We start from the raw sequence: 26,126 nt of genomic DNA, 5'->3' as shown, positions 1-26,126 counted from the left end.
TCTTTCCGTCATGAATTCAACGCTGACCCTGACGCGCAAAGACTGGATCCTGCTGGTGTTGCTGACCCTGTGCTGGGGCATCAACTGGCCGATCATGAAGATCGGCGTGCGCGACTTCCCTCCCCTGACGTTTCGTACCATGAGCATGATAGGCAGCCTGCCTATCATCTGGCTGGCGGCTCGCATGCAAGGGGTATCGCTGGCTATTCCCAAGGGACGTGTGGCGCAAGTTGCGCTGCTGGCGGTGCCCAATATGCTGATCTGGCATGTGTTCATGATCCTCGGCGTAAAGATGCTGGCATCCGGGCGGGCAGCGATCCTTGGCTATACGATGCCGGTGTGGGCTGTGCTGTTTGCGCTTGTTTTCTTCGGCGAACGACCAGCGCACCGTGCGTGGGCAGGCGTGGCATGCGCGTTTGCCGGTGCGCTGTTGTTGCTGTCCAGCGAATTTTCTGCGCTGGCAGGCAATCCGCTTGGCAGTGTCTTCGCGCTGATAGCCGCTGCGGGATGGGGTTACGGAACCGTAGCGATGAAGCGCTCATCCATTAACATGCCGACGATTTCACTGACGTTCTGGATGCTGGCGCTCACGACCTCGGCGATGATCATGGCGTCGACCTTGCTGGAAAGTTTCGCCTGGCACATGCCGGACCGTGCGACGTGGATGGCGATTGTGTACAACGCCGCCATTATCTTCGGCTTTGCCCATGTGGTCTGGTTTAACCTGGCGCGTACCTTGCCCCCGGTGGCATCCAGCCTGTCGGTGATGATGATTCCGGTGCTGGGTGTTTTTTCGGGCGCATGGATCCTGAAGGAAACTCCGCACTGGCAGGATTACGCGGCAATGGGGCTGATTCTTGTTGCAATGAGCACAGTCCTGTTGAAACCCAAAGCAGCCACCCATAAATAAAAGACAATACGAAAATATACGATCCGGCATGGCATGTTACATGCGATGCTGGCAGTTCAGATTTCAACCGGAAAAGAGGACAGACGATGATCAAGAGTTGGACCAAATGGCTGACGATTGCCATGTTCGCGACGCTGCTCGGCGGCTGCGGCTATAACGACTTCCAGGACAAAGACGAGCGGGTCAAGGCTGCTTGGGGGGAAGTGGTCAACCAGTACCAGCGCCGCGCTGACCTGATTCCTAACCTGGTCAATACCGTCAAGGGCTATGCCTCGCATGAGCGCGAAACGCTGGAAGCAGTGACCCGTGCGCGTGCTGCGGCCACCAGCTTCCAGATCACACCGGAAGTGCTCAACAATCCCGAGGCATTCCAGAAATTCCAGCAGGTGCAAGGTGAATTGTCCAGCGCCCTGTCGCGCCTGATGGCGGTCTCGGAAAATTATCCAAACCTGAAAGCCGATACCAGCTTCCGTGACCTGCAATCGCAGCTTGAAGGAACCGAAAACCGGATTACCGTCGCACGTCAGCGTTACATCCAGTCGGTACGTGAATACAACGTATTGGCGCGGAGTTTCCCGACCAACCTGACGGCAATGCTATTCAATTACGAGGTCCGGCCGTCATTCACGGTCGAGAACGAAAAGGCGATTTCTAACGCGCCCGCCGTCAACTTTGGTAAATGAGACCGGCAAGACTGACCCTATGTCCAACATGTCCATTCTGCGCTTCCTGACCGGTATGTTGCTTGGCCTGGCGCTCGTCTCGGCGGGCGCGCAGGAATTCGTTCCGGTCCCGGCGCTGCAGGCGCGCGTCACCGACCAGGCCGGCATGCTGTCCGAAAACCAGCGCGCCACACTTGAAAACGTGTTGAAGGACTACGAAGCGCGTACCGGCAGCCAGATCGCCATTCTGCTTGTCAGCAAGACCGAACCGGAGGCGATCGAGCAATACAGTATCCGGGTGTTCGATGAATGGAAACTGGGCCGCAAAGGTGTTGATGACGGCGTGCTGCTGATGGTGGCGAAGGACAATCCACCCGCGCTGCGTCGGCTCCGTATCGAGGCCGGGCGCGGTGTCCAGGGCACGCTGACCGATGCACAATCGAAGCGCATCCTGCAGGATGTCATTGCACCGCATTTCCGGCAAAGCGATTTTTATGGCGGGCTGGCGGCGGGCGTATCCGCCATTGCCAGCCTGCTCGACAAGGAGAACCTGCCTGCCCAGAGCAAGACGCAGCAGGCTGCGGAACAGGCGTCTGACGGTATTTCGCTCGGTGTCTTCATCTTCTTTGTATTGCTATTCCTGCTGATGTCGCGCATCGGTTCCTCGCGCCGTCACGCTCGTTACCGTGATGGCTGGGGCCGGTCTTCTCCCGGGATAATCCTGGGGGGTGGCCTGGGGGGTGGCCTGGGTGGTTTTGGCGGTGGCTTCGGTGGTGGCGGGTTCGGAGGGGGCGGCTTCGGCGGAGGCGGCGGTGGATTTTCGGGTGGCGGCGGCACCGGTGATGGTGGCGGCGCTTCGGGGAACTGGTAAATGACTACTTTCGCACGCCTCTTCAAACACTTGCGCACGACCTCGGCGGCCGGTCGACGCGCGTTTCCTTCCGATACACTGAAAGCCATCGAGGCAGCCATCACCGAGGGCGAACGAAAACACCGGGCGGAGGTACGCCTGATTGTCGAGCCGGCACTGGGGTTGCAGGAAGTGCTGGCCGGCATGTCGCCGCGCGAACGTGCACGTGCGTTGTTTGCCCAGTATGGCGTCTGGGATACCGAAGAAAATTGCGGGGTGCTGGTTTATATCAACCTGGCCGACCATCAGGTGGAAATCGTCGCGGACCGTGGTGTAGGCAAGGTAATCAGCGCGAGCGACTGGCAAACCGTTTGCCGTACGATGACCGAAGGCTTTGCCCGCAATGACTACCATGGCAGCACGCTTGCCGCCCTTGCGCAAATCAATGCACTGCTGCAGCAGCACTATCCGGATGACGGATCAACAAGGAACCAGTTGTCCGACAATCCGGTGATGTTGTAGACATCGGTGATGCGGTGAATGTTGCGGACGTTGCGGGTTGCAGGGTTGCCCGCAACAATTGCCAGCAAGCGTGTCAGCGCTCCGGTCCCCGGTGATGCGGTCCGGCGCTGCCAGTCAGCATGCCGCCGCTTGCTGCTTTACTTATCCGGCCGCTGTTATTTCAACCACCTGCCGCTACGGCCGCCCCGGCCTTTCCATCGGCAGCCTTCAACCGCTTGATCCGTTCTTCATCGCTTGGATGTGAGCTCAGATATTCGAACGACTTGGCGGCACGGGACTGACCGTCACGCCGGCCGTTCGTCGGCCTTGGCGCGGATGGCGTGCTTACCTCTGTGTGGTCTGCGTCCTCTTCATCGATGTCATCCTCATTTTCATCGTTCGATGCATTCGCAGTGCGGTGTGCGTGCGCGGCGCCCATCTTTTCGAACAACTCAGCCATTGGCGACAGCGGCATAGCATTCGCATGCATCATGTCAATGGCGTACTGGTCCGCCTCGCGCTCAAAATCACGTGAATACTTTTGATCAAGCAGGAAGGTGGGCACCGCAGCCAATGCGCTCGACACATCGCCGATGAACAGATTGATCACCACGCCTACTCCCAGTGCCTGCAATAGCCGACGCAAGGAATGCCGTCTCTGCACGTGTCCCAGCTCATGGCCAAGCACGCCCAGTACCGCCTGATCGCTGGCGGCAAGCTTGACAAGCTCATCCGTCATCACGATTACGCCATTGGGCAAGGCGAAGGCATTCGGGCCCATCTTGCTATGCCTGAATTCAAGCCGGTATGGCGTCTGTTCGCCACGCGGCTGCCGCAGTCCCGCAAACAGCTTGCGTATCCTCGCCTGCTCCTCGACGCTCAGCCTCGACGGCTCCATCCAGCGTGAATCAATCAGGCTCAGCTGTTCGTCACCGATCCGCTTTTCCATGGACGGCGGCAGGTTCTGCGCCAGGGTATCGGCTGCCCATGGCAGGCCCCATTGATAACCGGCCACCAGGATAACCAGCAGCGAAATCAGCGCACAGAGAGACAGTGGCCAGTTGCGCTGCCAGCGCACGACGCGCGGCTCACGATAGCCGTTGCGGCGCAACAGCTTTTCCAGCCCCGCATCGCTACTCTCGATATATCCGCCCTCGGGGAGGTGCAAGATACGTGGCGCATGCTCCAGCCGTTCGGAAACACGCACCTTGGAAAGCCGCACCGAACGGCGTACTCCCTCACCGCTGACCGCGAGAATGCCCTTGTGCAGCAGCAGCTGGACTGTGTGCCGGCGTGTCGTGTTGCCGTCGTAAAAATAAGCGTCGATCATAAGGCGATGTCGATATCAAACAGGTCGCCGGCTTCCTGTCCGGCGGAACCAACGTTGTCTTCATTGCGATCCGCAATAAAATCTTCCAGAGTCCCGCCGGGAATCAGGGTCAGGCTCTGCACCCGATACTTGATCAGCCGGATTGCGGCGAACGGTTTATAGAGGCCAAGCGTGAAGGTAATCAGCAACAGGTTGGTCGCGTGTATCCAGAGCAGCTTGCGTGCGGCGGCGTTGCTCTCGAAGCGATGCTGCCCGAGTTCGGTATGGTTCCAGACCATATTCTGCACGCGGCTGTCGAGGTAGGCGCGCACGAACAGGTAAAACGCATAGGCGCTCAAAGCACCATAGAGCAGCGTAAAAAGCCAGCCGAACATGGTATCGACCAGCAGCCCATGAATTTTTCCCGTCAGGAAGCCAAAGATACCCGCCGGGATCGAACCGAGAAACAGAAAGCCAAGTGCCTTGGCATAGGTCTTGAAGAACCCCGAGGCTCGACCATGATAGTAAAACGCCGTGGTACCGAAATCGGCATGTTCGTGCTGATAGCGTTTGAGGAAGTGATGCGCAAGCGGAACCGTTGCTGCCAGTGCCAGCAAGGGCAAGAGCACAATCAGTAAAATCATGCCAAAGCCCGGATTGCGAGAAAACGATGTGGCGACACTCCACACGAACAGGCCGATGGTGCCCAGCATCACAGGAAAAATAATCAGCTTCCGATAGGCTTCGCCGACCGTGCCGCGAAACCGGAAATGCACCCCGCGATAACTGGAGTTCACCATCTTGAAGCGAAATGCGCGTGCCAGCAGCCATGGCATTACCGCACACAGCACCACGCCGACGCCAAGAGCGGCAACCGGCGAAATATTGAATGCAAGCTGATAGGCCCCGACCAGCGCGACCGCGACGATCCGGCCCTTGAGAATGGCGATTGGCTTGCCGTGGTAATCGAATACCGCGCCATTGACACGCGTGTTCCGATAAAAATACTGCAGGCGACGCACCTTGGCCCAGGCAGAATAGATTCCCACCGTGAGAATGGTTAGCAGCAGGTTGACCACCCAAATGCGGAAGTATTCTCCGCCGGTGCCGATGAACTCGAATGGAAGCGGCGCTTCGGGATCAGGCTCGGCAGGCTGTTTGCCAAAGCGGGTCCGGCTCGTCATGAGCGGCGCCAAGCCAGGCTCCGGCTTTTCAATGCTGGGTGAAAGCGCTGTTTCCATGCCTTCGATCATCAACTCCGCCATGCCGGTTCCCTGATTCAGTTCTTGAGGTAATGCCACGGCACTGCTGCCGCGATCGGAAGAATTGCAAGAATTCTATCAGGCAACATGGCTGCGACAGAGGTTTTTTGCTGTCATGGATAACAACGCCATCAGCGCTTCCGTCTTTGCCGCTTTTGACCAGGAATCGGGTTTATCGCCTTTTTGCCGCGCTATTCTGTTACCCCTTCTCGTACACCCACTGCAACAACGCGTCCTGCGCATCGCGACCGCGTTCTGCGTTCGGGTGGTTAATCAGGCAAACCACAACATAACGCTTGCCGGAAGCCGCCAGTACATAGCCGGCGACGCTGCGTACTTCATTGAGCGACCCGGTTTTGATATGCGCTTTTCCCGCCACCGTCTGATTGACTAGGCGCGAACGCATGGTGCCGTCATAGGCGACCAGCGGCAGTGAAGAAATGAATTCCGGCATGGTCGGGCTGCGGTAAGCTTCCACCAACATGCGTCCCATGGTGCGCGCCGATATGCGTTCGGTTCGCGACAAACCGGAGCCGTTATCGATACTTAATTCAGGCGCATCGATGCCCTTGTTGCCGAGCCAGGTACGTACCACGGCCCCGCCGTTTTCAGGCGTGCCTGGCAGGTGTGTGACATTGGCGGCCAATGTCAGCAACAGTTGTCGCGCCATTACGTTGTTGCTGTATTTATTGATGTCGCGGATGATTTCGGCAAGTGACGCGGATTCCCATTCGGCGACAAACTGCGCAGCTTGTGGCAGCGTACCATTCTTGACCTCACCCCTGAGCACGCCTCCCATGTCGGCCCACAACTTGCGAAACGTCAGACTGAAATACTGGGTATGCGTCATCTGGTAAGGATGCACATACCAGATTTTTTCGCCACAGGATGCGGACATGGTGCCCGGGAAATAGGCACCCGACGGATCAATGACCGCACGCAGCCCGGCACGCCAGGCGCCACAATCGCCATTGGTCAGGCGTGGCGCCGCAAGATTGTATGGCGCCAGCGGCGGGTCGATCGTGACCTGAACGGAACGCGTCGCCGGATCCGGTGTAAAGCGAAAACCCAGGGCCTTGTAATTCAGCAGCAAGGCATCGGGTCCCACGTTGTAGGGTTTGGCCGGATCGCCGTCGAATGCTGCTGCATCATGTGGACGGTCTTCAAAGAAACTGCGGTCGAGCAAAACATTGCCTTGTATTTCACGTATGCCGCGTGCGCGAATCCTGCGCAGAAACAACCAGAAATTTTCGAGTACCAGTTTAGGGTCGCCGCTGCCCTTGATGATCAGGTCACCGTGCAGCACGTCTCCTTGCATCGCGCCGATCGCGTACGCTTGCGTTTTCCAGGCATAGGTTGGACCGAGGATCTCAAGCGCGGCGTTGCTGGTCACCAGCTTCATGGTGGACGCCGGGTTGAACGGCGCCATGTCGTTCGATGCGACCAGGGCAGGCGCATCGCTGACTTCCTGCACATAGATTCCGCTGGCAGTCAGCGGAATCTCTGCGCGCTGCAAGGCATCGGCAACAGGAATGGGCAACTCTTGTGCGGAAACCCGTGCGGCGAGCACAAATAGAAGAAAGGCGACTTGGATACTGAAGGAAATTCGCATAGGATGGGAGACATTAGATCACACACAATTAATTATCCCACGCCGGACCAGCAGACCATGTCCAAATCCGCAACTTCTTCCCGTCATCCAGTATTCGACCCATTGGCACTGGACAATCAGTTTTGCTTCGCGCTGTACTCCGCGTCACTGGCGATGACCAAGACCTATAAACCCTTTCTTGACAAGCTCGGCCTTACCTATCCGCAATACCTCGTCATGCTGGTGCTGTGGGAGGAGGACGATATTCTAGTCAAAGCCATCGGTGAAAAGCTTTTTCTGGATTCTGGCACTCTTACCCCCCTTCTGAAGCGGCTTGAAGCATCGTCGCTGATTGTCCGTACGCGCGATGAAGCAGACGAGCGGCAAGTACGAATCACGCTGACCAAGGAAGGTCGCGCGCTGAAGAAGAAAGCGCAGGGCATTCCCCATCAGGTATTGTGTGCCAGCGGCCAGACTCAGAATGCATTGGAGAACCTGCGCGGCCAGCTTTCCATGATTCGCGACGACCTCGCGAAGTCACAGGGCTGATCAACTTGCCTCCCGGGTCAGTTAAAGTCTTCCGCAATTTAAATTGCACACAATTTAATTGAGTGCTATATTTCAGCCATCGTCTGCTGGCAAACCAAATGGACAGAATGGCCACCGCGGACCAGACAGACGCCCCCACCTTCATCAAGGAGAAATCTATGCAGATTCTGTACACAGCACACGCAACCGCAACCGGTGGCCGCGATGGCCGCGCAGTGACCGACGACAAGAAACTCGAGGCTAAGCTGAGCACCCCCAAGGAACTGGGCGGCGCGGGCGGCGACGGCACCAATCCGGAACAACTGTTTGCAGCTGGTTATTCGGCCTGCTTCCTATCAGCACTCAAGTTTGTGGCACTGGCCACCAAGACGACGCTGCCCCAAGACGCCGCCGTGACTGCGGATGTTGGTATCGGCCCGAACGATCGTGGCGGTTTCGGTCTGGAAGTACAGTTGAGCGTTTCTCTGCCCGGTATCGAACAGGGCGCCGCTCAGGCACTGGTCAATAAAGCGCATGAAGTCTGCCCGTACTCCAATGCAACGCGCGGTAACGTCGATGTCAAGGTTGGCCTCGCCTGATATCGCGCCAAGTTGACGGAGTATTGCAAAAAGTACAAAAGCCCCTGCACGCAGGGGCTTTTGTATTTCGGAATACGCATTGAATACGCATTGAATACGTATGGATATCAGGGCAGGATTACGGGCTTGATCCATCCGAAGTAATTATTGATTAATTGCAAACAGGTATTTAAGTAAATCAAACTCCAGCCAATCTTTACCGCCATCCATGCCGCCGCCATTAGAATGGGGGCCGCCTTCATCCACCCAGGAGTTCACCATGGCCGTCATCCATCCATTTCACCTTGCTTTCCCGGTCCATGACCTTGATAAGGCGCGCGAATTCTACGGCAGGCTATTAGGTTGCCAGGAAGGACGCAGTTCTGAAGAATGGATCGACTTCGATTTTTACGGGCATCAGATCGTGGCGCACCTTGCTCCGCAAGCACCCCGTCCTGAAGTGACAAATGCGGTCGATGGCCATCATGTGCCGGTTCCACATTTCGGCGCCGTCCTGCCCATGGCGGAATGGCAGACCCTCGCCGACCGCCTCCGCGCCGCCGGCGTCGAATTTGAAATCGAGCCGCATATCCGTTTCCAGGGCCAGGTTGGTGAGCAGGCCACCATGTTTTTTTACGACCCCAGCTGCAATGCCATTGAAATCAAAGGTTTTGCCGATATGGACCAGCTTTTTGCCAGCTGAGCTCGCCCCCCGGATAACAAATTGAAAATGGGTGCTCTTGAAAAAACGAATTGACGCCCATATACTTAGCACTCGTCGGGGGAGAGTGCTAACAATTCCCTCCGGCTACCCAATTTTTCCAGTGCGGTACCGCTGCACGGTGAAATACGCTTTGCAGCATCTCGCCGCAAAAATTATAACTTATTGATTTTTAAGGAGTTTGTATGAACCTTCGTCCATTGCACGATCGCGTCATCGTCAAGCGCCTCGACCAGGAAACCAAGACTGCGTCCGGCATCGTTCTCCCAGAAGCAGCAGCGGAGAAGCCGGATCAGGGCAAAATTCTGGCTGTAGGTAACGGCAAGATCCTCGAAGATGGCAAAGTTCGCGCCCTGGAAGTCAAGGTCGGCGACGTCGTTTTGTTTGGCAAATACTCCGGCCAGACCGTCAAAGTCGAAGGCGACGAGCTGTTGGTGATGCGCGAAGAAGACATCATGGCAGTCGTTCAGAAGTAATACAGATACCTCACAAATAAATTAAGGAGTTTCGAACATGGCAGCTAAAGACGTAGTATTCGGCGACGCCGCCCGTGCCAAGATGGTCGAAGGCGTCAACATTCTCGCTAACGCCGTTAAAGTTACCCTCGGCCCGAAAGGCCGTAACGTTGTTCTCGAGCGCTCCTTCGGCGCCCCGACCGTCACCAAGGACGGCGTTTCGGTCGCGAAAGAGATCGAACTCAAAGACAAGCTCATGAACATGGGCGCACAGATGGTCAAGGAAGTCGCTTCCAAGACATCCGACAACGCTGGTGACGGCACCACAACCGCTACCGTTCTGGCCCAGGCTATCGTCCGCGAAGGCATGAAGTTCGTTGCCGCCGGCATGAACCCGATGGACCTCAAGCGCGGTATCGACAAGGCAGTTGCTGCCACTGTCGAACAGCTCAAGACCATCGCCAAGCCCTGCACCACTTCCAAGGAAATCGCCCAGGTTGGCGCGATCTCCGCCAACTCCGACCAGTCGATCGGCGAACGTATCGCTGAAGCGATGGAAAAAGTCGGCAAGGAAGGCGTGATCACCGTTGAAGACGGCAAGTCCCTGAACGACGAACTCGACATCGTCGAAGGCATGCAGTTCGACCGCGGCTACCTGTCCCCGTACTTCATCAACAATCCGGAAAAGCAAGTTGCCGTCCTGGAGAACCCGTTCGTCCTGCTGTTCGACAAGAAGATCTCGAACATCCGTGACCTGCTGCCGATCCTGGAGCAAGTTGCAAAAGCCGGCCGTCCGCTGCTGATCATCGCAGAAGATATCGAAGGCGAAGCACTGGCAACCCTGGTGGTCAACAACATCCGCGGCATCCTGAAGACTTGCGCAGTCAAGGCTCCGGGCTTCGGCGACCGTCGTAAAGCCATGCTGGAAGACATCGCCATCCTGACCGGTGGCCAGGTCATCGCTGAAGAAGTCGGCCTGACTCTCGAAAAAGCAACCCTGAACGATCTCGGCCAGGCAAAGCGCGTCGAAATCGGCAAGGAAAACACCACCCTCATCGACGGCGCAGGCCAGGCTGCTTCGATCGAAGCACGCGTCAAGCAGATTCGTGTCCAGATCGAAGAAGCAACTTCGGACTACGACCGTGAAAAACTGCAAGAGCGCGTTGCCAAGCTGGCAGGCGGCGTTGCGGTGATCAAGGTTGGTGCTGCTACCGAAGTCGAAATGAAAGAGAAGAAGGCACGTGTCGAAGACGCACTGCACGCAACCCGTGCAGCTGTTGAAGAAGGCATCGTTCCTGGCGGTGGCGTAGCCCTGCTGCGCGCACGTGCAAACGTCAAGAATCTGAAGGGCGACAATCCCGATCAGGACGCTGGTATCAAGATCGTTCTGCGCGCCATGGAAGAGCCGCTGCGCATGATCGTGACTAACGCTGGCGACGAAGCTTCCGTCGTTGTCGCCAAGGTCATGGAAGGCCAGGGCAACTTCGGCTACAACGCAGCCAACGGTACCTACGGCGACATGGTCGAAATGGGCGTTCTGGATCCGGCCAAGGTGACTCGTTCGGCACTGCAAAACGCCGCATCGATCGCTTCCCTGATGCTGACTACCGACTGCACCGTTTCCGAGCTGGTCGAAGACAAGCCGGCTGCTGGCGGCGGCATGGGTGGTATGGGCGGCATGGGCGGCATGGGTGGTATGGACGGCATGATGTAATTTTTGCCGGCCGGTGAAAGGCAGCAATGCCTTTCACTGACCAGCTGGTCTCTGGTCTCTGGCGTTCAATATCCAGAGCTTAGGGTCTGGTGCAATCCGCTTGACAATGAAGAAGGTCCGCAGGGCAATGTCCCTGCGGACCTTCTTCTTTTTTCTTCTCCGTTTTCATCTCATCCGGCATGTGGTTATTCGAAGTTCTACTGTGATGGCATATGTCTTGCAGCACAGTTCGCTTCAGTAATGAATTGATGGAGCATCTTCATGAAAGCATTTCCCACCGCATTGCTTCTCTCGGCGTTAACGCTATCAGCAGGCCTTGCCTCGGCGCAAGCTCAGAAAGACACGACCAATCCCCAGTCGGGCCATCCCAACTCGGGCGAAGCAACTCCAGGGCTCGGTCGGCCAGAGGCTGGCACTCCCGGTTCAACCGGCGGCTCACGTACGCCCGGAACATCCGCATCAGGCGCCTCCACCAAGTGCCCGGATCTCACCATGCACCCAAGCGACGGAGCGAATCCAAATCAGGGTACAGGACGTAATCAAGGTCCCAAACTTGCGCGAAAAGAAAGTGGCAGCGCAAGTAATACGTATTGTGCTGACGCGCCCGCAGCAACTTCAGGCAGCTCGGGGGGCTCGGGTGATACTGCCAGGTCCACAGGCTCTGCCAACTCCGGAAACGGGGCCAGCAAGGTAAAACAATCGAACGGCAATCAGAAAGGCGCGCAGTAATTCAGCACGCCGCTCTCGGGTATAAGCTGGTCAGACGATGCGAGATAAGGCTTCATGTCCATGCGGTGACGGCGGTTTACGCTAATTTTTCCAGGAAGGTTCACGCTTCTCGATGAAAGCTTGCACGCCTTCAATCGCCGCATCATCCATCATGTTGCACGCCATGGTCTGGCCGGCGAGCTGGTAAGCGGCACCGACGCCCATTTCGATCTGCTTGTAGAACAATTGCTTCCCCATTGCGACTGCAACCGCGGGCTTGGCCAGGATGCTCGCACAGAGCTTGTCGATTTCAGCATCAAGCTGCTCCTGCGGTACCACGCGATTGATGAGACCGCGTTGGCACGCCGTCTCGGCATCGATGAATTCACCGGTCAGCAGCATTTCCATTGCCTGCTTGCGCGACATATTGCGCGACAAGCCGACCGATGGTGTCGAACAGAACAAGCCATAGTTGATGCCTGAGGCCGCGAAGCGCGCGTCGGCGGAGGCGACAGCCAGATCACACATCGACACCAGCTGGCAGCCGGCGGCAGTCGCAATGCCTTGTACCCGGGCGATCACCGGTTGCGGCATCTGCTGGATGGCAAGCATCAGCTTGCTGCATTGATTGAACAGCGTCTTGTAGTATTGCTCGGAAGGCTGCGCACGCATCTGCTTCAGGTCATGACCGGCACAAAATGCCTTGCCAGCGGCGGCAAGTATCACGACGCGGACGCCCTCATCGCGTTTTGTCTCATCGACCGCCTGCTGCAGAGCGGCCAGCATTTCCTCGGACAGGGGATTGAATTTCTCGGCGCGGTTGAGTGTCAGCGTCAGAACGCCACCACGATTCTCCCGCAGGACGTAGGCCGCTTCAGCGCTCATCTTCATCCTCCTCGACATCCGGTTGCTGCCGTTCGCCCAGCGACGGCGGCGGATTATAAGTGGCCAGCAAATGCGCCCTGCTTTCCGGTGTCTCAAGGCTGATGCGCCCGAGTGCACCGCTGCGGTAATCCAGCAGCAGCGTATGCGCAGCCTTTTCGTAATCCGGATCGCCGCCCTTCAGGCGGAAGGCACGACGTTTAGCAATGCCTTCGATGACGCTGACCGCATCGATTCCTTCCGTCGGAAAACCGTAGCGGCCAGTGATCAGTTGCGGATAATGCAGCAGCAACTGCTCCGCCAGGAAAGTCGCGACTTCCTCTTCGATCACGGCGTTGGTACCAACCGCATGGCTCGCCGCCAGCATCAAGCCATCGGTCGGGTGCGCAATCTTTGGCCATAGCATGCCCGGCGTATCGATCAGGACCATATTGTTGCCGAGGTAGAGCCGCTGCTGGGTCTTGGTCACCGCAGGCTCATCGCCAACTGCCGCGACGCGCTTCTTGAGCAGAGCGTTCATCAGTGTCGACTTGCCGACGTTGGGAATGCCCATGATCATCATGCGCAAGGGCTTGAGTGCCGTGCCGCGATGCGGTGCGACCTTGAGCGCAAGACCAGGCACCTTGGCGACGTCGGCCGGCTTCTTGCAGCTGAGTGCGACCGCATGAACATCTTTCTGCGCACTGTAGTAATCAATCCATGCCTTGGTGGCAGCCGGATCGGCAAGGTCGGCCTTGTTGAGGATCTTGAGGCAGGGCCGCTGGCGCTCCTTGCGCAACTGCTCGATCATCGGATTGGAACTGGCTTGCGGCAGGCGTGCGTCCAGCACCTCGATCACGAGGTCGGTCTTTTCCATGGATTCCGCCGCCTTCTTGCGGGCGGCGTTCATGTGACCGGGGAACCATTGTATGGACATGCGGGAATCTGTTCTGAGGGGAAGCCGCTATTTTAACCGCTGCGGCCCTATTTCCCTTATCCATGACGGGAACAAGTGTGCGCTGCACACAGACATCACCATGTCAGGCGGTCAACACAAACCGCTTCAATCGAGTGAAGCCAGGACCTTCACATGCGCAACGACACTCCGCGCCAGCGCGGACAAGTTGTAGCCGCCTTCCAGGCAGCTGACGATGCGGCCTTTCGCGTGTTCACGGGCCACTTGCATGATCTGTTGTGTAATCCATGCGTAATCGGCCTCAACCAAACCCATCTGGCCGAGGTCGTCTTCCCGGTGAGCATCGAAACCCGCGGAGATAAAAATCATTTCCGGCTTATGTGCATTCAGCGCAGGCAGCCAGCGCTCCAGCACCAGGCGGCGCACTTCATCGCCCTTGGTGTAGGCGGGCACCGGCAGATTGACCATATGGGGCACCGAATCCAGGACCGCACTGTAGGGATAGAACGGATGCTGGAAGAAGCTGACCATCATGACCCGCGGATCATTGAGAAAGGCTTCCTCCGTCCCATTTCCGTGATGAACGTCGAAGTCGACAATGGCGACGCGCTGGAGGCCACGCACATCGAGCGCGTGCTTGGCCGCGATGGCGACATTGCCGAACAGGCAAAAACCCATCGACTCGCTCGGGCGCGCATGGTGACCCGGCGGGCGGATCGCGCAGAAAGCGTTTTCGATTTCGCCATCGATCACGGCATCGGTTGCAGCAACGGCAGCTCCCGCTGCACGCAAAGCCGCATCCCAGCTGTGGAGGTTGAGCATGGTATCGGCATCCAGCGGGTAGTAATCCGATCCCGACGCCGCCAGCGCACTGACGTTTTCCTTTACGCGCTGAATCGCCCCATCGGTATGCACCCGCCGGATTTCCTCGACATCGACCGCTGGCGCCTCCCGGTACTCGAGCAGTCCATCAATACGGCTGGCAATAAGCTGGTCTTCAATGGCCTGCAGTCGCGCGGGCGATTCGGGATGCCAGTCCCCCATTTCGTGGCGTTTACAGTCGGGATGGGAATAAATCGCGGTCGTCATGTCGGCAGGGTAACGGTTGCAGCAGTTCTCGAATAGAATCTTGAGCTGGTTTTGTCGATATCAATATGCTGGATCGACACAAGCCTGTATTCAGTATTGCTAGTGTAACCAAGAAAAAGGCTCGTAACCGTCCCTTTGTTGACAAACCGGATAGCCAGCCATGCAATCCCCGTCAACCGGGGTGCATAGAACAACGGAATATTGTTTTTAACCCAGGTCCAGCATATCTCATCACTCGGAAGCCCATGTTTGCAAAACTTCACGCCGTCGCCAGACAAGTCAGCCAGATCGTAGTCGGCAAGGACCAGCAAATCCGCCAGTCACTTGTTTGCCTGCTCGCTGGCGGCCATTTGTTGATCGAAGACGTACCCGGTGTCGGCAAGACGACGCTGGCCCATGCGCTGTCCATTTCCCTGGGACTGAAATTTAACCGCCTGCAATTCACGAGCGACCTGTTGCCGGCCGATGTGGTGGGTATTTCGATTTTCAATCGCGAAAAGAATGGCTTCGTATTTCACCCCGGCCCGGTGTTTACGCAAGTGCTGCTGGCCGATGAAATCAACCGGGCGACGCCCAAGACCCAATCCGCGTTGCTGGAAGCGATGGAAGAACGGCAGGTTACCGCAGACGGCATCACCCGTGATCTGCCGCGCCCCTATTTTGTCATCGCGACCCAGAATCCGGGCCATCAGATTGGCACTTTCCAGTTGCCCGAATCACAACTGGACCGCTTTCTGATGTGCCTGTCGCTTGGCTATCCCGACGCTGCCGCCGAGCGCGCGCTGCTGATGGGCGACGACCGCCGTGCCATGCTGAAAACCCTGCCTACCGCGATGCATCCGGAGGAACTGATTGCCGCTCAAGCCGCATTGCGCGAAGTGCATGTATCGCCGGCTTTGGTCGACTATATCCAGGCCCTGGCGCAGGCATCGCGCCAGAGCGGCCTGTTTGCAGAAGGCCTGAGTCCGCGTGCATCGATTGCGCTGCTGCAGGCAGCACGCGCCTGGGCTGCGATGGAAGGCCGCAACCATGCAATTCCCGAAGACGTACAGGCTGTGCTGGTGCCGGTCGCCGCACACCGCCTGCGTCCGCTCAAGTCGGCCGGCAGTTCGGCGCTCGGCAGCCGCGACCTCGTACTGCAACTGATGAAATCCGTACCAGTGTGAACGATCAGGCGAACAAACAGACTGTCAAGCGGCGCCTGTCGCTGTATGCCCGCTTCGAGCACAGCATCCGCAGCCGGCTGAGCAAGTGGCTGTACCGGCATCGCGGCGCCGAACCGGGTGAAGTTTTCCTGCACCAGCGCCGCGTGTTCATCGTACCGACGCATCCCGGCATCCTGTTTTGCGTGATGCTGATGGCGCTGTTCATTGGATCGATCAACTATAACCTCAGCCTTGGTTTCGGCTTCACATTCCTGCTGGGAGGCTGCGCGCTGATCGACATGCACCTGACGTTTCGCAACCTCGCCCACCTGCACCTGGTCGCCGGCCGCGCAAACCCGGTCTTTGCCGGCGAAGAGGCGCAATTTGAACTGCATCTGGTTAACCGCCGCAAGTACGATCGCTATGCGATCTGGCTCGACTTCGTGGCTGACGACAGGCCCGACCTTGCGCAAGCCGCCGACGTTGCCGGCAATACCACCCAGCGCATCCTGCTGCTGACACCGGCGCAGCAACGCGGATGGCTGCAGGCGCCGCGCGTACGCCTGCAAACGCGCTTTCCGCTCGGATTGCTGCGCGCATGGAGCTACTGGCAGCCGGACGCCCGGGTGCTGGTCTATCCTCGCCCCGAAGATGACGCGCCGGCGCTGCCCTCGGCTGAAGCCGAACAGGACGATGGCCAGGGCACGGCGGGGCAGGATGACTTTGCCGGCATCCGCGGCTACCAGGCGGGCGATTCTCTCAAGCGCCTCGCCTGGCGCCAGATCGCGCGTGTCGACGTCGAGCACGGCGGCACACTGGTAACCAAACATTTCGAAGGCGGTGCGGCGACTGAAATTGCAATCGATTTTGCGGTGCTGCCGCCGGCGCTCGATACCGAGCAAAAATTGTCACGCATGACGCGCTGGGTGATGGAAGCTGAAGCACGCGGCATCGCTTATGCATTCCATCTCGGTAACGTGAAACTGGACGCGGCGCTCGGGCCGGCCCACCGTGAAGCCTGCCTGACTGCCCTCGCCTTGTACGGGAAAAACGCATGAGCTCCCTGACGCGATTTTTTCAGTCGCTGACTGGCCTGAAATCGCGGCCCATGACGCGCGAGAAAGCCGACACTTTGTTGCTGCTCGGCGCATGCGCGCTGGTGCTCCTGCCGCATGCCAGTCACCTGCCGATGTGGATCGTTGCCAGCTGCGGCTTGCTGCTGGGTTGGCGTGGCTGGCTGACCTTCCGTGGCAACCGCATGCCGCCACGCTGGCTGCTGTTGCCCGTCGTCGCGCTGGCCATGGCTGGCGTGTACTGGACGCACAAGACCTTCTTCGGACGCGATGCAGGGGTTGCGATGCTCACCCTGCTGCTGACGCTGAAGCTGCTGGAAATGCATGCCAGGCGCGATTTGTTTGTCGTGCTGTTCCTGAGCTTCTTCCTGATCCTGTCGAGTTTCTTTTACTCGCAATCGATCGGCACCGCGCTGACCACTGTCGTTGCCGTCATTGCCCTGCTTACGACACAAATCTCTTTCCAGTACACCGGCGTGGTGCCGCCGCTGCGCAAGCGCCTGCGTGTCGGCGCCACCATCCTGGGGTTGGCCGCGCCGGTGACACTGGTCCTGTTTCTGCTGTTTCCGCGGATCGAAGGCCCGCTCTGGGGCATGCCGGGTGACGCCCAGGGCAGCGGCCGTACCGGGCTGTCGGACTCCATGTCGCCCGGGAATATTTCCAAGTTAGCCAATTCAGAGGAGATTGCCTTTCGTGCCAAATTTGAAGGACCCGTTCCCGAAAAATCGCAGCGGTACTGGCGCGGCATCGTACTGAGCAATTTCGATGGCCGGACCTGGACGCCGTTGCGGCCGCACCAGCAGCGCCGCATGGTGCAGATCGACTTCCTCGGCGACCCATTGCATTACCAGATCACATTGGAGCCGCATGGCCGGCGCTGGCTGTTTGCGCTGGATGTGCCGCAGGGGCTGCCGCACATTGCGGGTAACTCCGCCGGTTTCTCGCAAGAGCTGCAATTGTCCGCGTCCCAACCTATCACCGACCGGCTGCGCTACGACGTTGTGTCGCATGTCGACTATCGTCTGCAAGCCAATGAAAGGCCGGGCTACCTGCAGCAATGGCTGGATTTACCGCCGGGATTCAATCCGCGCACGCTCGAATATGCGGGACAGCTCAGCCGGAATGCACGCAGCAACGCCGAACTGGTCGATGCGGTACTGAAGAATTTCCGCGAGCAGAATTTCCGTTATACGTTGGAGCCGCCGCCGCTTGGACGTCATGTGATCGACGAATTCCTGTTCGATACCCGTGCCGGTTTTTGCGAACACTACTCGGGGGCATTTGTCGTACTGATGCGTGCGCTCAGCATTCCCGCCCGTGTAGTGACCGGCTATCAGGGCGGAGAAATCAATCCGGCCGACGGCTTCATGACCGTTCGGCAATCGGATGCCCATGCCTGGGCCGAAGTCTGGCTGGACCAGCGCGGCTGGGTACGTGTGGATCCGACTGCAGCGGTGGCGCCGGATCGTGTCGAAAAGAACCTTGGCAGCGTCATTCCCCGCCGCGTGCTGGGCGGCCTCTTCTCGCTTGATGCCTCCGGCAATGGCTTCGTTCAGCGATGGTTATCCTTACGCCAGAACCTGGAAGCAGTCACCAATACCTGGAACCAATGGGTATTGAATTACACGCCACAAAGGCAAAAGAAATTCTTCGAGTCAATTGGTTTTCCGGACGTTGATTGGCAAACCATGGTCAGCGTGATGCTGGCTTGTGTGATTGCTGCGGTCGCCGTTGTAGTTTTGCCGCTGCTGTTGCAGCAAAAGAAACGTGATCCGCTCGACGCACTGTATCAACAATTTTGTCAACGCATGGCCCGTCACGGTGTGCAACGTGAACTTCATGAAGGACCGCGTGCCTATGCTACAAGGTTGACGTCGGAAGCGTCGCCATTACGCCCGGAAACAAAGCTAGCCCTTGCGCGCTTTCTCGAACTCTATGAAACTGTGAGATACGGCGCTCCCGCAGGCAATACGCGGTCGAGCCATCTCTCCACACTAAAATCCCTATTAGCTGAATGTCGATGAATTTTTACAAGCCCGCCACCTGCTCCGCAGTCGTGGCCTCCCTTCTCTTCGGTCTTGCTTTTTCAAATACCAGTTTTGCTAATGAAGAAAAGAAGAAGTCAGGCAAACCGGCCGTCCGCAAAGTTGTGGCGACGAATCCTGACGACACTGGCGAATTCGCCAACTTTATCCATTGGAAAGATGTGGCCGAATTCATCGACAAGATGGCGACCGAGCACAATTTCGATCGTGGCGAACTCGAATCGGCGTTCAAGAAAGTCCGCTATGTCGACACCACCATACAGCTGATCAAACCTGCACCCGCTGGCCGCCCGAAGAACTGGAAGGCTTATCGCGCGCGCTTCGTCGAACCGGTTCGCATCAACGCCGGCCTGGCATTCTGGGATAAACATGCGGATGCGTTGGCACGGGCCGAGGAACGTTACGGTGTACCCGCCGAAATCATTGTCGGCATCATCGGCGTCGAGACGGTTTATGGCCGCAACACGGGAAATTTCCGCGTGCTGGATGCGCTGACCACACTGGCATTCGACTACCCGCCAACACCGACACGCGAGGCGCGCATGGCGTTTTTCCGTGGTGAACTTGAAAACACGCTGCTCTTCGCCCGTGAAACGAATATCGACCCCTTCTCGCTGTATGGATCCTATGCAGGCGCCATCGGCTGGCCGCAGTTCATGCCGGGAAGTATCCGCAAATTTGCCGTCGACTTCGATGAAGACGGCCGGATCGACCTGCGCAATTCACCCGTTGATGCCATCGGCAGCGTCGCCAATTTCCTGGTTGAACATGGCTGGAAACGCGGCGAGCCTACGGTCTTTCCTGCCACCATTGCGATGGCGGATAGTGGCCGCAGCTGGGACATGTTTATCAACCAAGGACTGGAAGCCAGGTTCAGGTTGGACGAATTGAAGGCTGTCGGGGTGACGCCGAACGTCGCGCCGCCCGCGGATCTGCAGTTTGGTCTGGTCGATTTGCAAAATGGCGGTGAGCCCACGGAATACTGGCTGGGAGCGAATAACTTCTTTGCCATCACTCAATACAACCGCAGCTTCTTTTACGCCATGTCGGTCATTGACTTGGGCCGCGCGGTGCGCACGGCACGTACGCGGTAAGCTTGCCATGGGCTTGCGCAATGTGAAAATTTAATTGTGCAAGCCGGTCAGCCCTGCCCGTTCTTGAAAGCGGAGAGTTCGATATGCACAGTCTCGTCGCCGCCGCTGAACCAGATTTGTCCGTCCTGCACTGTGCACTGCAGCTGCATGGAACGTTGTGCCAGCGCCGATAGGGCAAGGCTTGCCTCTGTCGGCACCCGATACACACGCAGGTTTCTTGCACGTTCGAGCTTGGCGGCGCACTGGTTCCACCATACATTGGCAGCATTGCTATAGCTATAGACAATGACTTCTCCTGCGCGTCCGCATGCCTTCAGCAACCGTTTCTCATCCGGCTGTCCGACTTCGAGCCACAGGTCAATGGCGCCGGTCAGGTCCTTTTGCCACAAGTCCGGCTCATCATCCGTGCTCAAGCCCTTGCCAAATGCGAGTAATTCATGCGCATGCAAGGCAAACGCGAGAATACGCACCATCATGCGCTCATCGGTTTCGGATGGGTGACGGGCGATCGTTAACGCATGCGTACCGTAATAATTGCGGTCCATGTCCGAGATCTGAAGATCTGCTTTGAAGATGGTTGCTTTCAGGGCCATGTTGTTACGCTGTAGTGCGCTGTTCTAGGTTGTGGAGGGGCAAATGTACAGTAAAGCGCCTGCCTGCGCCACGCGGATACGCGATAATGCTTTTCTGCGCACTTCGCCTGATCCTTTACTCCCGTTGTATTCATCCTGCAGCCACCATGACGATCCTGATTCCCAACGACGATAGGCATTCCGCCGAAGCGCCCTCAACAAAAGAAGTGATCGCCGCGACACGGGATTGGCTGGAAAAAGCCGTCATCGGCCTCAACCTGTGTCCATTTGCCAAGTCGGTACACGTAAAGAAACAGATTCGCTACGCGGTGAGCGATGCGAGCGACCGGGAAGAGTTGTTAAACGATCTCATCTCCGAACTTGAGCATTTGCGCGACACCTCGCCCGAGAAAATTGACACGACGATGCTGGTGCATCCTTGGATACTCAGGGATTTTTTGGATTACAACGACTTTCTGAACGTCGCGGACTCTGCCCTGGAAGCGCTAGGACTGGTCGGACACATTCAGATCGCCAGTTTTCATCCTGACTACCAGTTTGCCGATGCCGAACCCGATTCAATCGACAACTTCACCAACCGTTCTCCTTATCCAATACTCCATTTGTTGCGGGAAGAGAGCATCGACCGCGCTGTGAAAGCATTCCCCGATGCCAGCGATATCTTTGAACGAAATATCGAGACGATGCAGCGCTTGGGACATGATGGCTGGCTGGCATTAGGTATTGGCAAGACCTTACCAGAATAGAAATTCGGCAAACTGTCTACTATGGTAGACAAATTTACATGTAAGCATCTTATAATCCTGTCTATTGTGAAATACGGCAACGACCCTATGTGCAAAGGGACGGTATGCCAAGGCGAAATTGCGCAGTATCAAAGTGACAAAAAGTCGCTTCGATAGAATGCAGTTGAATTAGTGCAATACCGATTGAAAACACTTGATAGAAGATAGAGTGAAGTAAAGTAAAAGCACAATGTCTTAAAAATCTTCAATTAAGCTTAAAACAAAATTGCCGTTTTGGAATTTTGTTACTATATTGCATAAATGCAATTAGTATCTTTCGAGCTTGGGTTTCCCCGATCCGATATTGCGGTTTGGACAAGAAATATGTTTCAAAACTGAAACATGTCTAAACATGAAATGTTTTATTGTGTACAATAAACTTGCGATACGGGAATTATTGATTTGACTACTTAGTTAGGCAAGATTATGGACGATAACGAGAACGGTAAGCGTGGTACACGACTGGCGGATCAGGTAGCGTATGACCCCAACAATTTGTTGGATGCGCTGATCGAGAAGCTGAATTTGAAGAATGACGCTGCACTGTCGCGCGCCCTCGAAGTGGCGCCGCCTGTGATCAGCAAGATTCGTCACCGCCGCCTTCCGGTCGGCGCATCGTTGTTGATCCGCATGCATGAAGTGAGCGACCTGAGCATCAAGGACCTGCGTATCCTGATGGGCGACCGTCGCGATAAATTCCGTATCAGCGACAAGCAATTCAAACCGAAGGACGCGCCAGCAGGCGGCGACGCAGAATAAAAAAGCCAGGTCGACCCTGGCCTTTTCCGCTCAGGCGGGGAAGACGCCGGTCGACAGGTAGCGGTCGCCGCGGTCGCAGACAATAAAGACGATCGTCGCGTTTTCGACGGTTTGCGAAATACGTAATGCGACCTCGCAGGCACCGGCGGCAGAGATGCCGCAAAATATTCCTTCCTCTATAGCCATCCGGCGTGCCATCTGTTCCGCGGCCGCCTGGCTGACGTTTTCCACCTGATCCACAGCCGTTTTGTCGAAAATCTTCGGCATGTACGCTTCCGGCCATTTACGGATTCCAGGAATCTGTGAGCCTTCTTCCGGCTGCGCACCGATGATGCGCACTTCAGAATTTTTCTCTTTCAAAAAACGCGATACGCCCATGATCGTGCCAGTCGTACCCATGGCGCTGACAAAGTGGGTTATGCGTCCTTCGGTGTCACGCCAGATCTCGGGACCTGTTCCCTCATAATGCGCAAGTGGATTGTCTGGATTGGCGAACTGGTCGAGAATGGTGCCCTTGCCTTCCTTCTGCATCTGCTCGGCGAGGTCCCGTGCATACTCCATGCCGCCGGTCTTCGGTGTCAGTATGATCTTGGCTCCATAGGCAGCCATGCTCTGGCGACGTTCTTCACTCAGGTTTTCAGGCATCAACAACACCATTTTGTACCCACGCATGGAAGCCGCCATAGCCAGCGCAATGCCGGTATTGCCGCTGGTCGCTTCAATCAGCGTGTCGCCCGGCTTGATGTCGCCGCGCGCTTCGGCATGCTTGATCATGGAGAGCGCAGGACGATCCTTGACCGAGCCAGCCGGATTGTTGCCCTCCAGCTTGCCTAGAATGACATTGTTGCGACGGGCTGCGTCCTCGCCGGGAAGTCGTTTTAACTGCACAAGCGGCGTGTTGCCAATCGTGTCTTCAATGGTCAGGTAGGGCATGGCTAATTTGAATGCTTCAATAAAAATATCATTCTAATCGGAGACGCTATTTGACGTACGAGACAACATCCCCATGGGTCCCAATAAAAAACCCCGAAAGCCGTCGCTTCCAGGGTTTTTGATGTGTTCTGCCTAGGGTTGTTTACTGCTGTTTACTGCTCATTTCTTGGCTTCTTCTTTATTCGGCATGTCGTTCTTCATTTCCTTGCCGCCCTTGCCTGGCTTGTCGGCCTTCGCAGCTGCAGCACCCGGGCGCGCTTGGCCATTCACCGTCAGTCCTGCATTGGACAAGCGCACCGCGCTCTTATCGCCGACTCCCTTGACCCGGGACTCAAGGTCGCTCCAATCCTTGAACTCGCCGGCCTTCTTGCGCTCGTCGAGGATGGCCTTCGAGAGCTTCGGACCGACACCACGAATGCCCTCTAGCGTGGCTTGATCGGCCTTGTTGATTTCCACCTGCGCAAAGGCGCTTGCGAAGCTGACCAACAGTGCAACGCCAAGCAATAATTTTTTAAACATCTTTTCTCCAAACGATAAGTAAAACGCTACAACAACGTAGCAATGAAAACCGGGCAGTAACGCCCGGAAAGTTAGCGATCATACAACGGAATAGTTGATGAAATACTAACTTCTCATAAATTTTTACTTACGCCTCTCTGGATTTCTTCAGATGCCGAACAACTCTTCTTTGGTGACTGTTGCCGTGCCCAGCTTGCCAACGACAATGCCACCTGCCCGGTTGGCAATGGCGACCGCTTCCGACAGCGGCTTTCCTGCACCGAGCATGGTGGCCAAGGCGGCGATCACTGTGTCGCCTGCACCGGACACGTCGTACACCTCACGTGCAACGGTGGGAATGTGTAGCGTCGTTTCGGGGGTAAACAGCGTCATGCCCTCTTCCGAGCGCGTCAGCAGCAACGCTTCCAGCTCGAGCGACTGGCGCAACTGCTGCGCCTTGGCGGTCAGGTCTTCTTCATTTTTCCAGGCACCGACGACCTGTCGCATTTCCGATTTGTTGGGCGTCAGGATGGAGGCGCCTTTGTAACGACTGAAATCATCCCCCTTTGGATCGACCATGATGCATTTACCGAGCCGTCGGCCCGCTGCAATCATGTCGGCAACGTTGACGAGGCTTCCTTTTGCATAATCGGACAGGACGATGACGTCATACTCCGGCAGCAAGGTGTTAAAGCGGGTGAGTTTGTCACGCAAGACCGTCTCGGTCGGCGAATTTTCGAAGTCGATGCGAAGCAGCTGCTGCTGTCGGCCAATCACGCGGAGCTTGATGATGGTAGAAATCGACGTGTCACGGTTCAGGTAACCGTTGATCTCCAGATTCTTCAGCATCTGCTGGATGGCATCGCCGGCCTCGTCCTGTCCGACCACGCCGAGCAACCCAGTATGCGCGCCGAGTGCGACCGCATTACGTGCCACATTGGCCGCACCGCCAAGCCGGTCTTCACGCCGCTCGACACGCACGACAGGAACTGGCGCTTCCGGCGAGATACGACTTACATCGCCGAACCAGTAGCGGTCGAGCATGACGTCGCCGACAACCAGTACGCGCGGCATTTTGATGGATAGAGAAGTATCACTCATGAGTCATTGATGGCATTAGTTGCATTAGTCCCACTATGCGTTGTAGTGGCGTTATCAGTGTTTCTAGCCGAACGGCCGATGCCATGATATTCGATGCCGGCATTAGCCATCGTCCATGGTTCGAATAAGTTACGGCCGTCGAACACGATCGGATTTTTAAGCAGACTCCTGATTTGTCCAAAATCCGGGCTACGGAAGGTTTTCCATTCGGTCACGATAATCAGCGCGTCGGCGCCGGTCAGCGCCTCCACCTGGTTGTCGCAAAACCGAACTTGCCGGTAACCGTCGGGCATATCACTGAGATCCACTTCAAGTACGCGACGCGCCTCCCTGAGCGCCACCGGATCATACACCGCGACGGTAGCACCCCGCCCGACCAGTTCACGGATGAGGACACGGGAAGGCGCCTCGCGCATATCATCGGTGTTGGGTTTGAACGCCAATCCCCACACGGCGAAATGATGCCCCCGCAGATCGTCGCCAAAGCGGCTGACGACCTTGTTGCCAAGGACATGTTTCTGTTGCTCGTTAACTTGTTCCACCGCTTTCAGGATCAGCAGGTCCTGTCCGTATTCATTGGCGGTACGTTCGAGCGCAAGCACATCTTTCGGGAAGCAGGAGCCGCCGTAACCGCAGCCCGCATACAAAAAGCTGTACCCGATGCGCGGGTCCGCACCTATACCGTGCCGGACTGCTTCAATGTCCACGCCGACCTTGTCGGCGAGATTGGCGAGTTCGTTCATGAAAGATATACGTGTCGCCAGCATGGCGTTGGCGGCATATTTCGTAAATTCGGCGGAGTGCACATCCATCCAGAAGGTGCGTTCACGATTGCGGTTGAACGGCATATACAGCTGCTTCATCATCGCCCTTGCCTGCTCGCCCTTGGGCGAGTCGTCGCATCCGATAACGATGCGATCCGGCCGCATGAAATCCTCAATGGCTGCGCCTTCTTTTAAGAACTCCGGATTGGAGACGACGGAGAATGAGGCATCGGTGTCGCGCATCGCAAGTTCCCCGACAAGGACGGCGCGTACACGGTCCGCGGTGCCGACGGGGACCGTCGACTTGTTGACGACTACTTTGAAACCGGTCATGTAGCGGCCGATGTTGCGTGCCGCAGACAACACGAATTGCAGATCGGCGGATCCATCGTCATCAGGAGGAGTGCCGACAGCAATGAATTGAATATCGCCGTGGACGACGCTGGCGACGACGTCGGTAGAAAACCGCAGCCTTCCCGCCGCACAATTGCGTTTCACCAGTTCTTCCAGTCCGGCTTCGTGGATGGGGATGATGCCGCGGTTCAAGAGGTCTACTTTGTGCTGGTCGAGGTCGAGACAAAAGACTTCATTGCCGACCTCGGCCAGGCAGGCGCCGGTAACGAGGCCGACGTAGCCTGTGCCGATGATGGTAATTTTCATGTTGTCCGATCAAAAGGCGTG

General features: G+C 57.0%; 26 protein-coding genes. 15 read left to right on the top strand and 11 right to left on the bottom strand.

Going from position 1 to position 26,126, the window contains the following annotated elements; translation table 11 throughout:
• Window positions 1–10: 10 nt before the first annotated feature.
• The 4 genes from ASE07_RS04795 (at window position 11) to ASE07_RS04780 (ending at window position 2,944) form a co-directional block, all read left to right on the top strand.
• Window positions 11–910 (top strand): DMT family transporter, encoded by a 900-nt coding sequence (locus ASE07_RS04795; RefSeq protein ID WP_235548352.1) that lies wholly within the window; start codon window positions 11–13, stop codon window positions 908–910.
• Window positions 911–999: 89 nt separating this feature from the next.
• The gene (locus ASE07_RS04790) at window positions 1,000–1,593 is read left to right on the top strand and encodes a LemA family protein (RefSeq protein ID WP_057289718.1); all 594 of its coding nucleotides are present in this window, start codon (window positions 1,000–1,002) and stop codon (window positions 1,591–1,593) included.
• A gap of 28 nt (window positions 1,594–1,621) precedes the next feature.
• A complete protein-coding gene (locus ASE07_RS04785) occupies window positions 1,622–2,443 on the top strand; it encodes a TPM domain-containing protein (protein WP_057289717.1) in 822 nt (273 codons plus the stop codon).
• Entirely contained in the window at window positions 2,444–2,944 is a 501-nt protein-coding gene (locus tag ASE07_RS04780; RefSeq protein WP_057289670.1) for a TPM domain-containing protein, read from the top strand.
• Between the two features lie 160 nt (window positions 2,945–3,104).
• On the opposite strand, the gene ASE07_RS04775 is transcribed toward ASE07_RS04780, so the two are convergent.
• The 3 genes from ASE07_RS04775 to dacB all read right to left on the bottom strand — a co-directional run bounded on the left by ASE07_RS04775 (window position 3,105) and on the right by dacB (window position 7,106).
• Window positions 3,105–4,253, bottom strand: a complete 1,149-nt coding sequence (locus ASE07_RS04775; protein ID WP_057289669.1) for a M48 family metallopeptidase — start codon at window positions 4,251–4,253, stop codon at window positions 3,105–3,107.
• Window positions 4,250–5,533 carry a YjgN family protein gene (locus tag ASE07_RS04770; RefSeq protein ID WP_156396393.1) on the bottom strand — a complete coding sequence of 428 codons (1,284 nt, stop codon included), beginning with the start codon at window positions 5,531–5,533 and terminating at the stop codon, window positions 4,250–4,252. The genes ASE07_RS04775 and ASE07_RS04770 overlap by 4 nt, the downstream gene beginning before the upstream one ends.
• A gap of 160 nt (window positions 5,534–5,693) precedes the next feature.
• Window positions 5,694–7,106 carry a D-alanyl-D-alanine carboxypeptidase/D-alanyl-D-alanine endopeptidase gene (gene dacB / locus ASE07_RS04765; protein WP_057289667.1) on the bottom strand — a complete coding sequence of 471 codons (1,413 nt, stop codon included), beginning with the start codon at window positions 7,104–7,106 and terminating at the stop codon, window positions 5,694–5,696.
• A gap of 57 nt (window positions 7,107–7,163) precedes the next feature.
• Here dacB and ASE07_RS04760 point away from each other — a divergent pair, with 57 nt between their 5' ends.
• From ASE07_RS04760 to groL, 5 genes are all read left to right on the top strand, one after another.
• A complete protein-coding gene (locus ASE07_RS04760) occupies window positions 7,164–7,634 on the top strand; it encodes a MarR family winged helix-turn-helix transcriptional regulator (protein WP_057289666.1) in 471 nt (156 codons plus the stop codon).
• Between the two features lie 158 nt (window positions 7,635–7,792).
• A complete protein-coding gene (locus ASE07_RS04755; RefSeq protein WP_057289716.1) occupies window positions 7,793–8,212 on the top strand; it encodes an organic hydroperoxide resistance protein in 420 nt (139 codons plus the stop codon).
• A gap of 259 nt (window positions 8,213–8,471) precedes the next feature.
• Window positions 8,472–8,894: a VOC family protein gene (locus tag ASE07_RS04750; RefSeq protein WP_057289665.1), complete on the top strand. Its 423-nt coding sequence runs from the start codon at window positions 8,472–8,474 to the stop codon at window positions 8,892–8,894.
• Window positions 8,895–9,097: 203 nt separating this feature from the next.
• Window positions 9,098–9,388, top strand: a complete 291-nt coding sequence (gene groES, locus ASE07_RS04745; RefSeq protein ID WP_057289664.1) for a co-chaperone GroES — start codon at window positions 9,098–9,100, stop codon at window positions 9,386–9,388.
• A gap of 37 nt (window positions 9,389–9,425) precedes the next feature.
• Window positions 9,426–11,081: a chaperonin GroEL gene (groL, locus tag ASE07_RS04740; RefSeq protein ID WP_057289663.1), complete on the top strand. Its 1,656-nt coding sequence runs from the start codon at window positions 9,426–9,428 to the stop codon at window positions 11,079–11,081.
• A gap of 810 nt (window positions 11,082–11,891) precedes the next feature.
• Here groL and ASE07_RS04735 read toward each other — a convergent pair.
• The 3 genes from ASE07_RS04735 to ASE07_RS04725 form a co-directional block, all read right to left on the bottom strand.
• Complete coding sequence (locus ASE07_RS04735; protein ID WP_235548351.1) at window positions 11,892–12,674, bottom strand: enoyl-CoA hydratase; 783 nt, start codon at window positions 12,672–12,674, stop codon at window positions 11,892–11,894.
• Window positions 12,664–13,587, bottom strand: a complete 924-nt coding sequence (gene ylqF, locus ASE07_RS04730; RefSeq protein ID WP_082583959.1) for a ribosome biogenesis GTPase YlqF — start codon at window positions 13,585–13,587, stop codon at window positions 12,664–12,666. The genes ASE07_RS04735 and ylqF overlap by 11 nt, the downstream gene beginning before the upstream one ends.
• Window positions 13,588–13,713: 126 nt before the next feature.
• Window positions 13,714–14,655, bottom strand: coding sequence for a histone deacetylase family protein (locus ASE07_RS04725; protein WP_057289660.1), 942 nt, complete (start codon window positions 14,653–14,655; stop codon window positions 13,714–13,716).
• A 245-nt stretch (window positions 14,656–14,900) separates the two neighbouring features.
• On the opposite strand from ASE07_RS04725, the gene ASE07_RS04720 reads away from it, so the two are divergent.
• Genes ASE07_RS04720 through mltB form a run of 4 tightly spaced genes read left to right on the top strand, consistent with a single transcriptional unit; the run spans window position 14,901 to window position 20,012 of the window.
• Window positions 14,901–15,821 (top strand): AAA family ATPase, encoded by a 921-nt coding sequence (locus ASE07_RS04720; protein WP_057289659.1) that lies wholly within the window; start codon window positions 14,901–14,903, stop codon window positions 15,819–15,821.
• On the top strand, window positions 15,818–16,858 hold the full coding sequence (locus tag ASE07_RS04715) for a DUF58 domain-containing protein (protein WP_327196042.1): 1,041 nt from the start codon (window positions 15,818–15,820) through the stop codon (window positions 16,856–16,858). The genes ASE07_RS04720 and ASE07_RS04715 overlap by 4 nt, the downstream gene beginning before the upstream one ends.
• Window positions 16,855–18,897 (top strand): transglutaminase TgpA family protein, encoded by a 2,043-nt coding sequence (locus tag ASE07_RS04710; protein ID WP_057289658.1) that lies wholly within the window; start codon window positions 16,855–16,857, stop codon window positions 18,895–18,897. The genes ASE07_RS04715 and ASE07_RS04710 overlap by 4 nt, the downstream gene beginning before the upstream one ends.
• Window positions 18,894–20,012, top strand: a complete 1,119-nt coding sequence (gene mltB / locus ASE07_RS04705) for a lytic murein transglycosylase B (RefSeq protein ID WP_156396391.1) — start codon at window positions 18,894–18,896, stop codon at window positions 20,010–20,012. The genes ASE07_RS04710 and mltB overlap by 4 nt, the downstream gene beginning before the upstream one ends.
• A gap of 47 nt (window positions 20,013–20,059) precedes the next feature.
• On the opposite strand, the gene ASE07_RS04700 is transcribed toward mltB, so the two are convergent.
• The gene (locus ASE07_RS04700; RefSeq protein WP_057289656.1) at window positions 20,060–20,605 is read right to left on the bottom strand and encodes a YaeQ family protein; all 546 of its coding nucleotides are present in this window, start codon (window positions 20,603–20,605) and stop codon (window positions 20,060–20,062) included.
• A 146-nt stretch (window positions 20,606–20,751) separates the two neighbouring features.
• On the opposite strand from ASE07_RS04700, the gene ASE07_RS04695 reads away from it, so the two are divergent.
• The gene (locus tag ASE07_RS04695) at window positions 20,752–21,351 is read left to right on the top strand and encodes a DUF1415 domain-containing protein (RefSeq protein WP_057289655.1); all 600 of its coding nucleotides are present in this window, start codon (window positions 20,752–20,754) and stop codon (window positions 21,349–21,351) included.
• 465 nt (window positions 21,352–21,816) lie between these two features.
• Window positions 21,817–22,149, top strand: a complete 333-nt coding sequence (locus ASE07_RS04690) for a hypothetical protein (RefSeq protein WP_057289654.1) — start codon at window positions 21,817–21,819, stop codon at window positions 22,147–22,149.
• A 30-nt stretch (window positions 22,150–22,179) separates the two neighbouring features.
• Here ASE07_RS04690 and cysM read toward each other — a convergent pair whose 3' ends face one another.
• The 4 genes from cysM to ASE07_RS04670 form a co-directional block, all read right to left on the bottom strand.
• Window positions 22,180–23,082, bottom strand: a complete 903-nt coding sequence (gene cysM, locus ASE07_RS04685) for a cysteine synthase CysM (RefSeq protein WP_057289653.1) — start codon at window positions 23,080–23,082, stop codon at window positions 22,180–22,182.
• 159 nt (window positions 23,083–23,241) lie between these two features.
• Window positions 23,242–23,601: a ComEA family DNA-binding protein gene (locus ASE07_RS04680; protein ID WP_057289652.1), complete on the bottom strand. Its 360-nt coding sequence runs from the start codon at window positions 23,599–23,601 to the stop codon at window positions 23,242–23,244.
• A 147-nt stretch (window positions 23,602–23,748) separates the two neighbouring features.
• Window positions 23,749–24,681 (bottom strand): D-glycero-beta-D-manno-heptose-7-phosphate kinase, encoded by a 933-nt coding sequence (gene rfaE1 / locus ASE07_RS04675; protein WP_057289651.1) that lies wholly within the window; start codon window positions 24,679–24,681, stop codon window positions 23,749–23,751.
• Entirely contained in the window at window positions 24,678–26,105 is a 1,428-nt protein-coding gene (locus tag ASE07_RS04670; protein ID WP_082583958.1) for a UDP-glucose dehydrogenase family protein, read from the bottom strand. Before ASE07_RS04670 ends, rfaE1 begins: the two co-directional genes overlap by 4 nt.
• Window positions 26,106–26,126 lie beyond the last annotated feature (21 nt).

The sequence above is a fragment of the Noviherbaspirillum sp. Root189 genome (genome assembly GCF_001428545.1).
GTDB lineage: Bacteria > Pseudomonadota > Gammaproteobacteria > Burkholderiales > Burkholderiaceae_D > Noviherbaspirillum.
The sequence above is the reverse complement of the archived record's forward strand: the minus strand, read 5'-3'. Positions and strand labels throughout refer to the sequence as shown.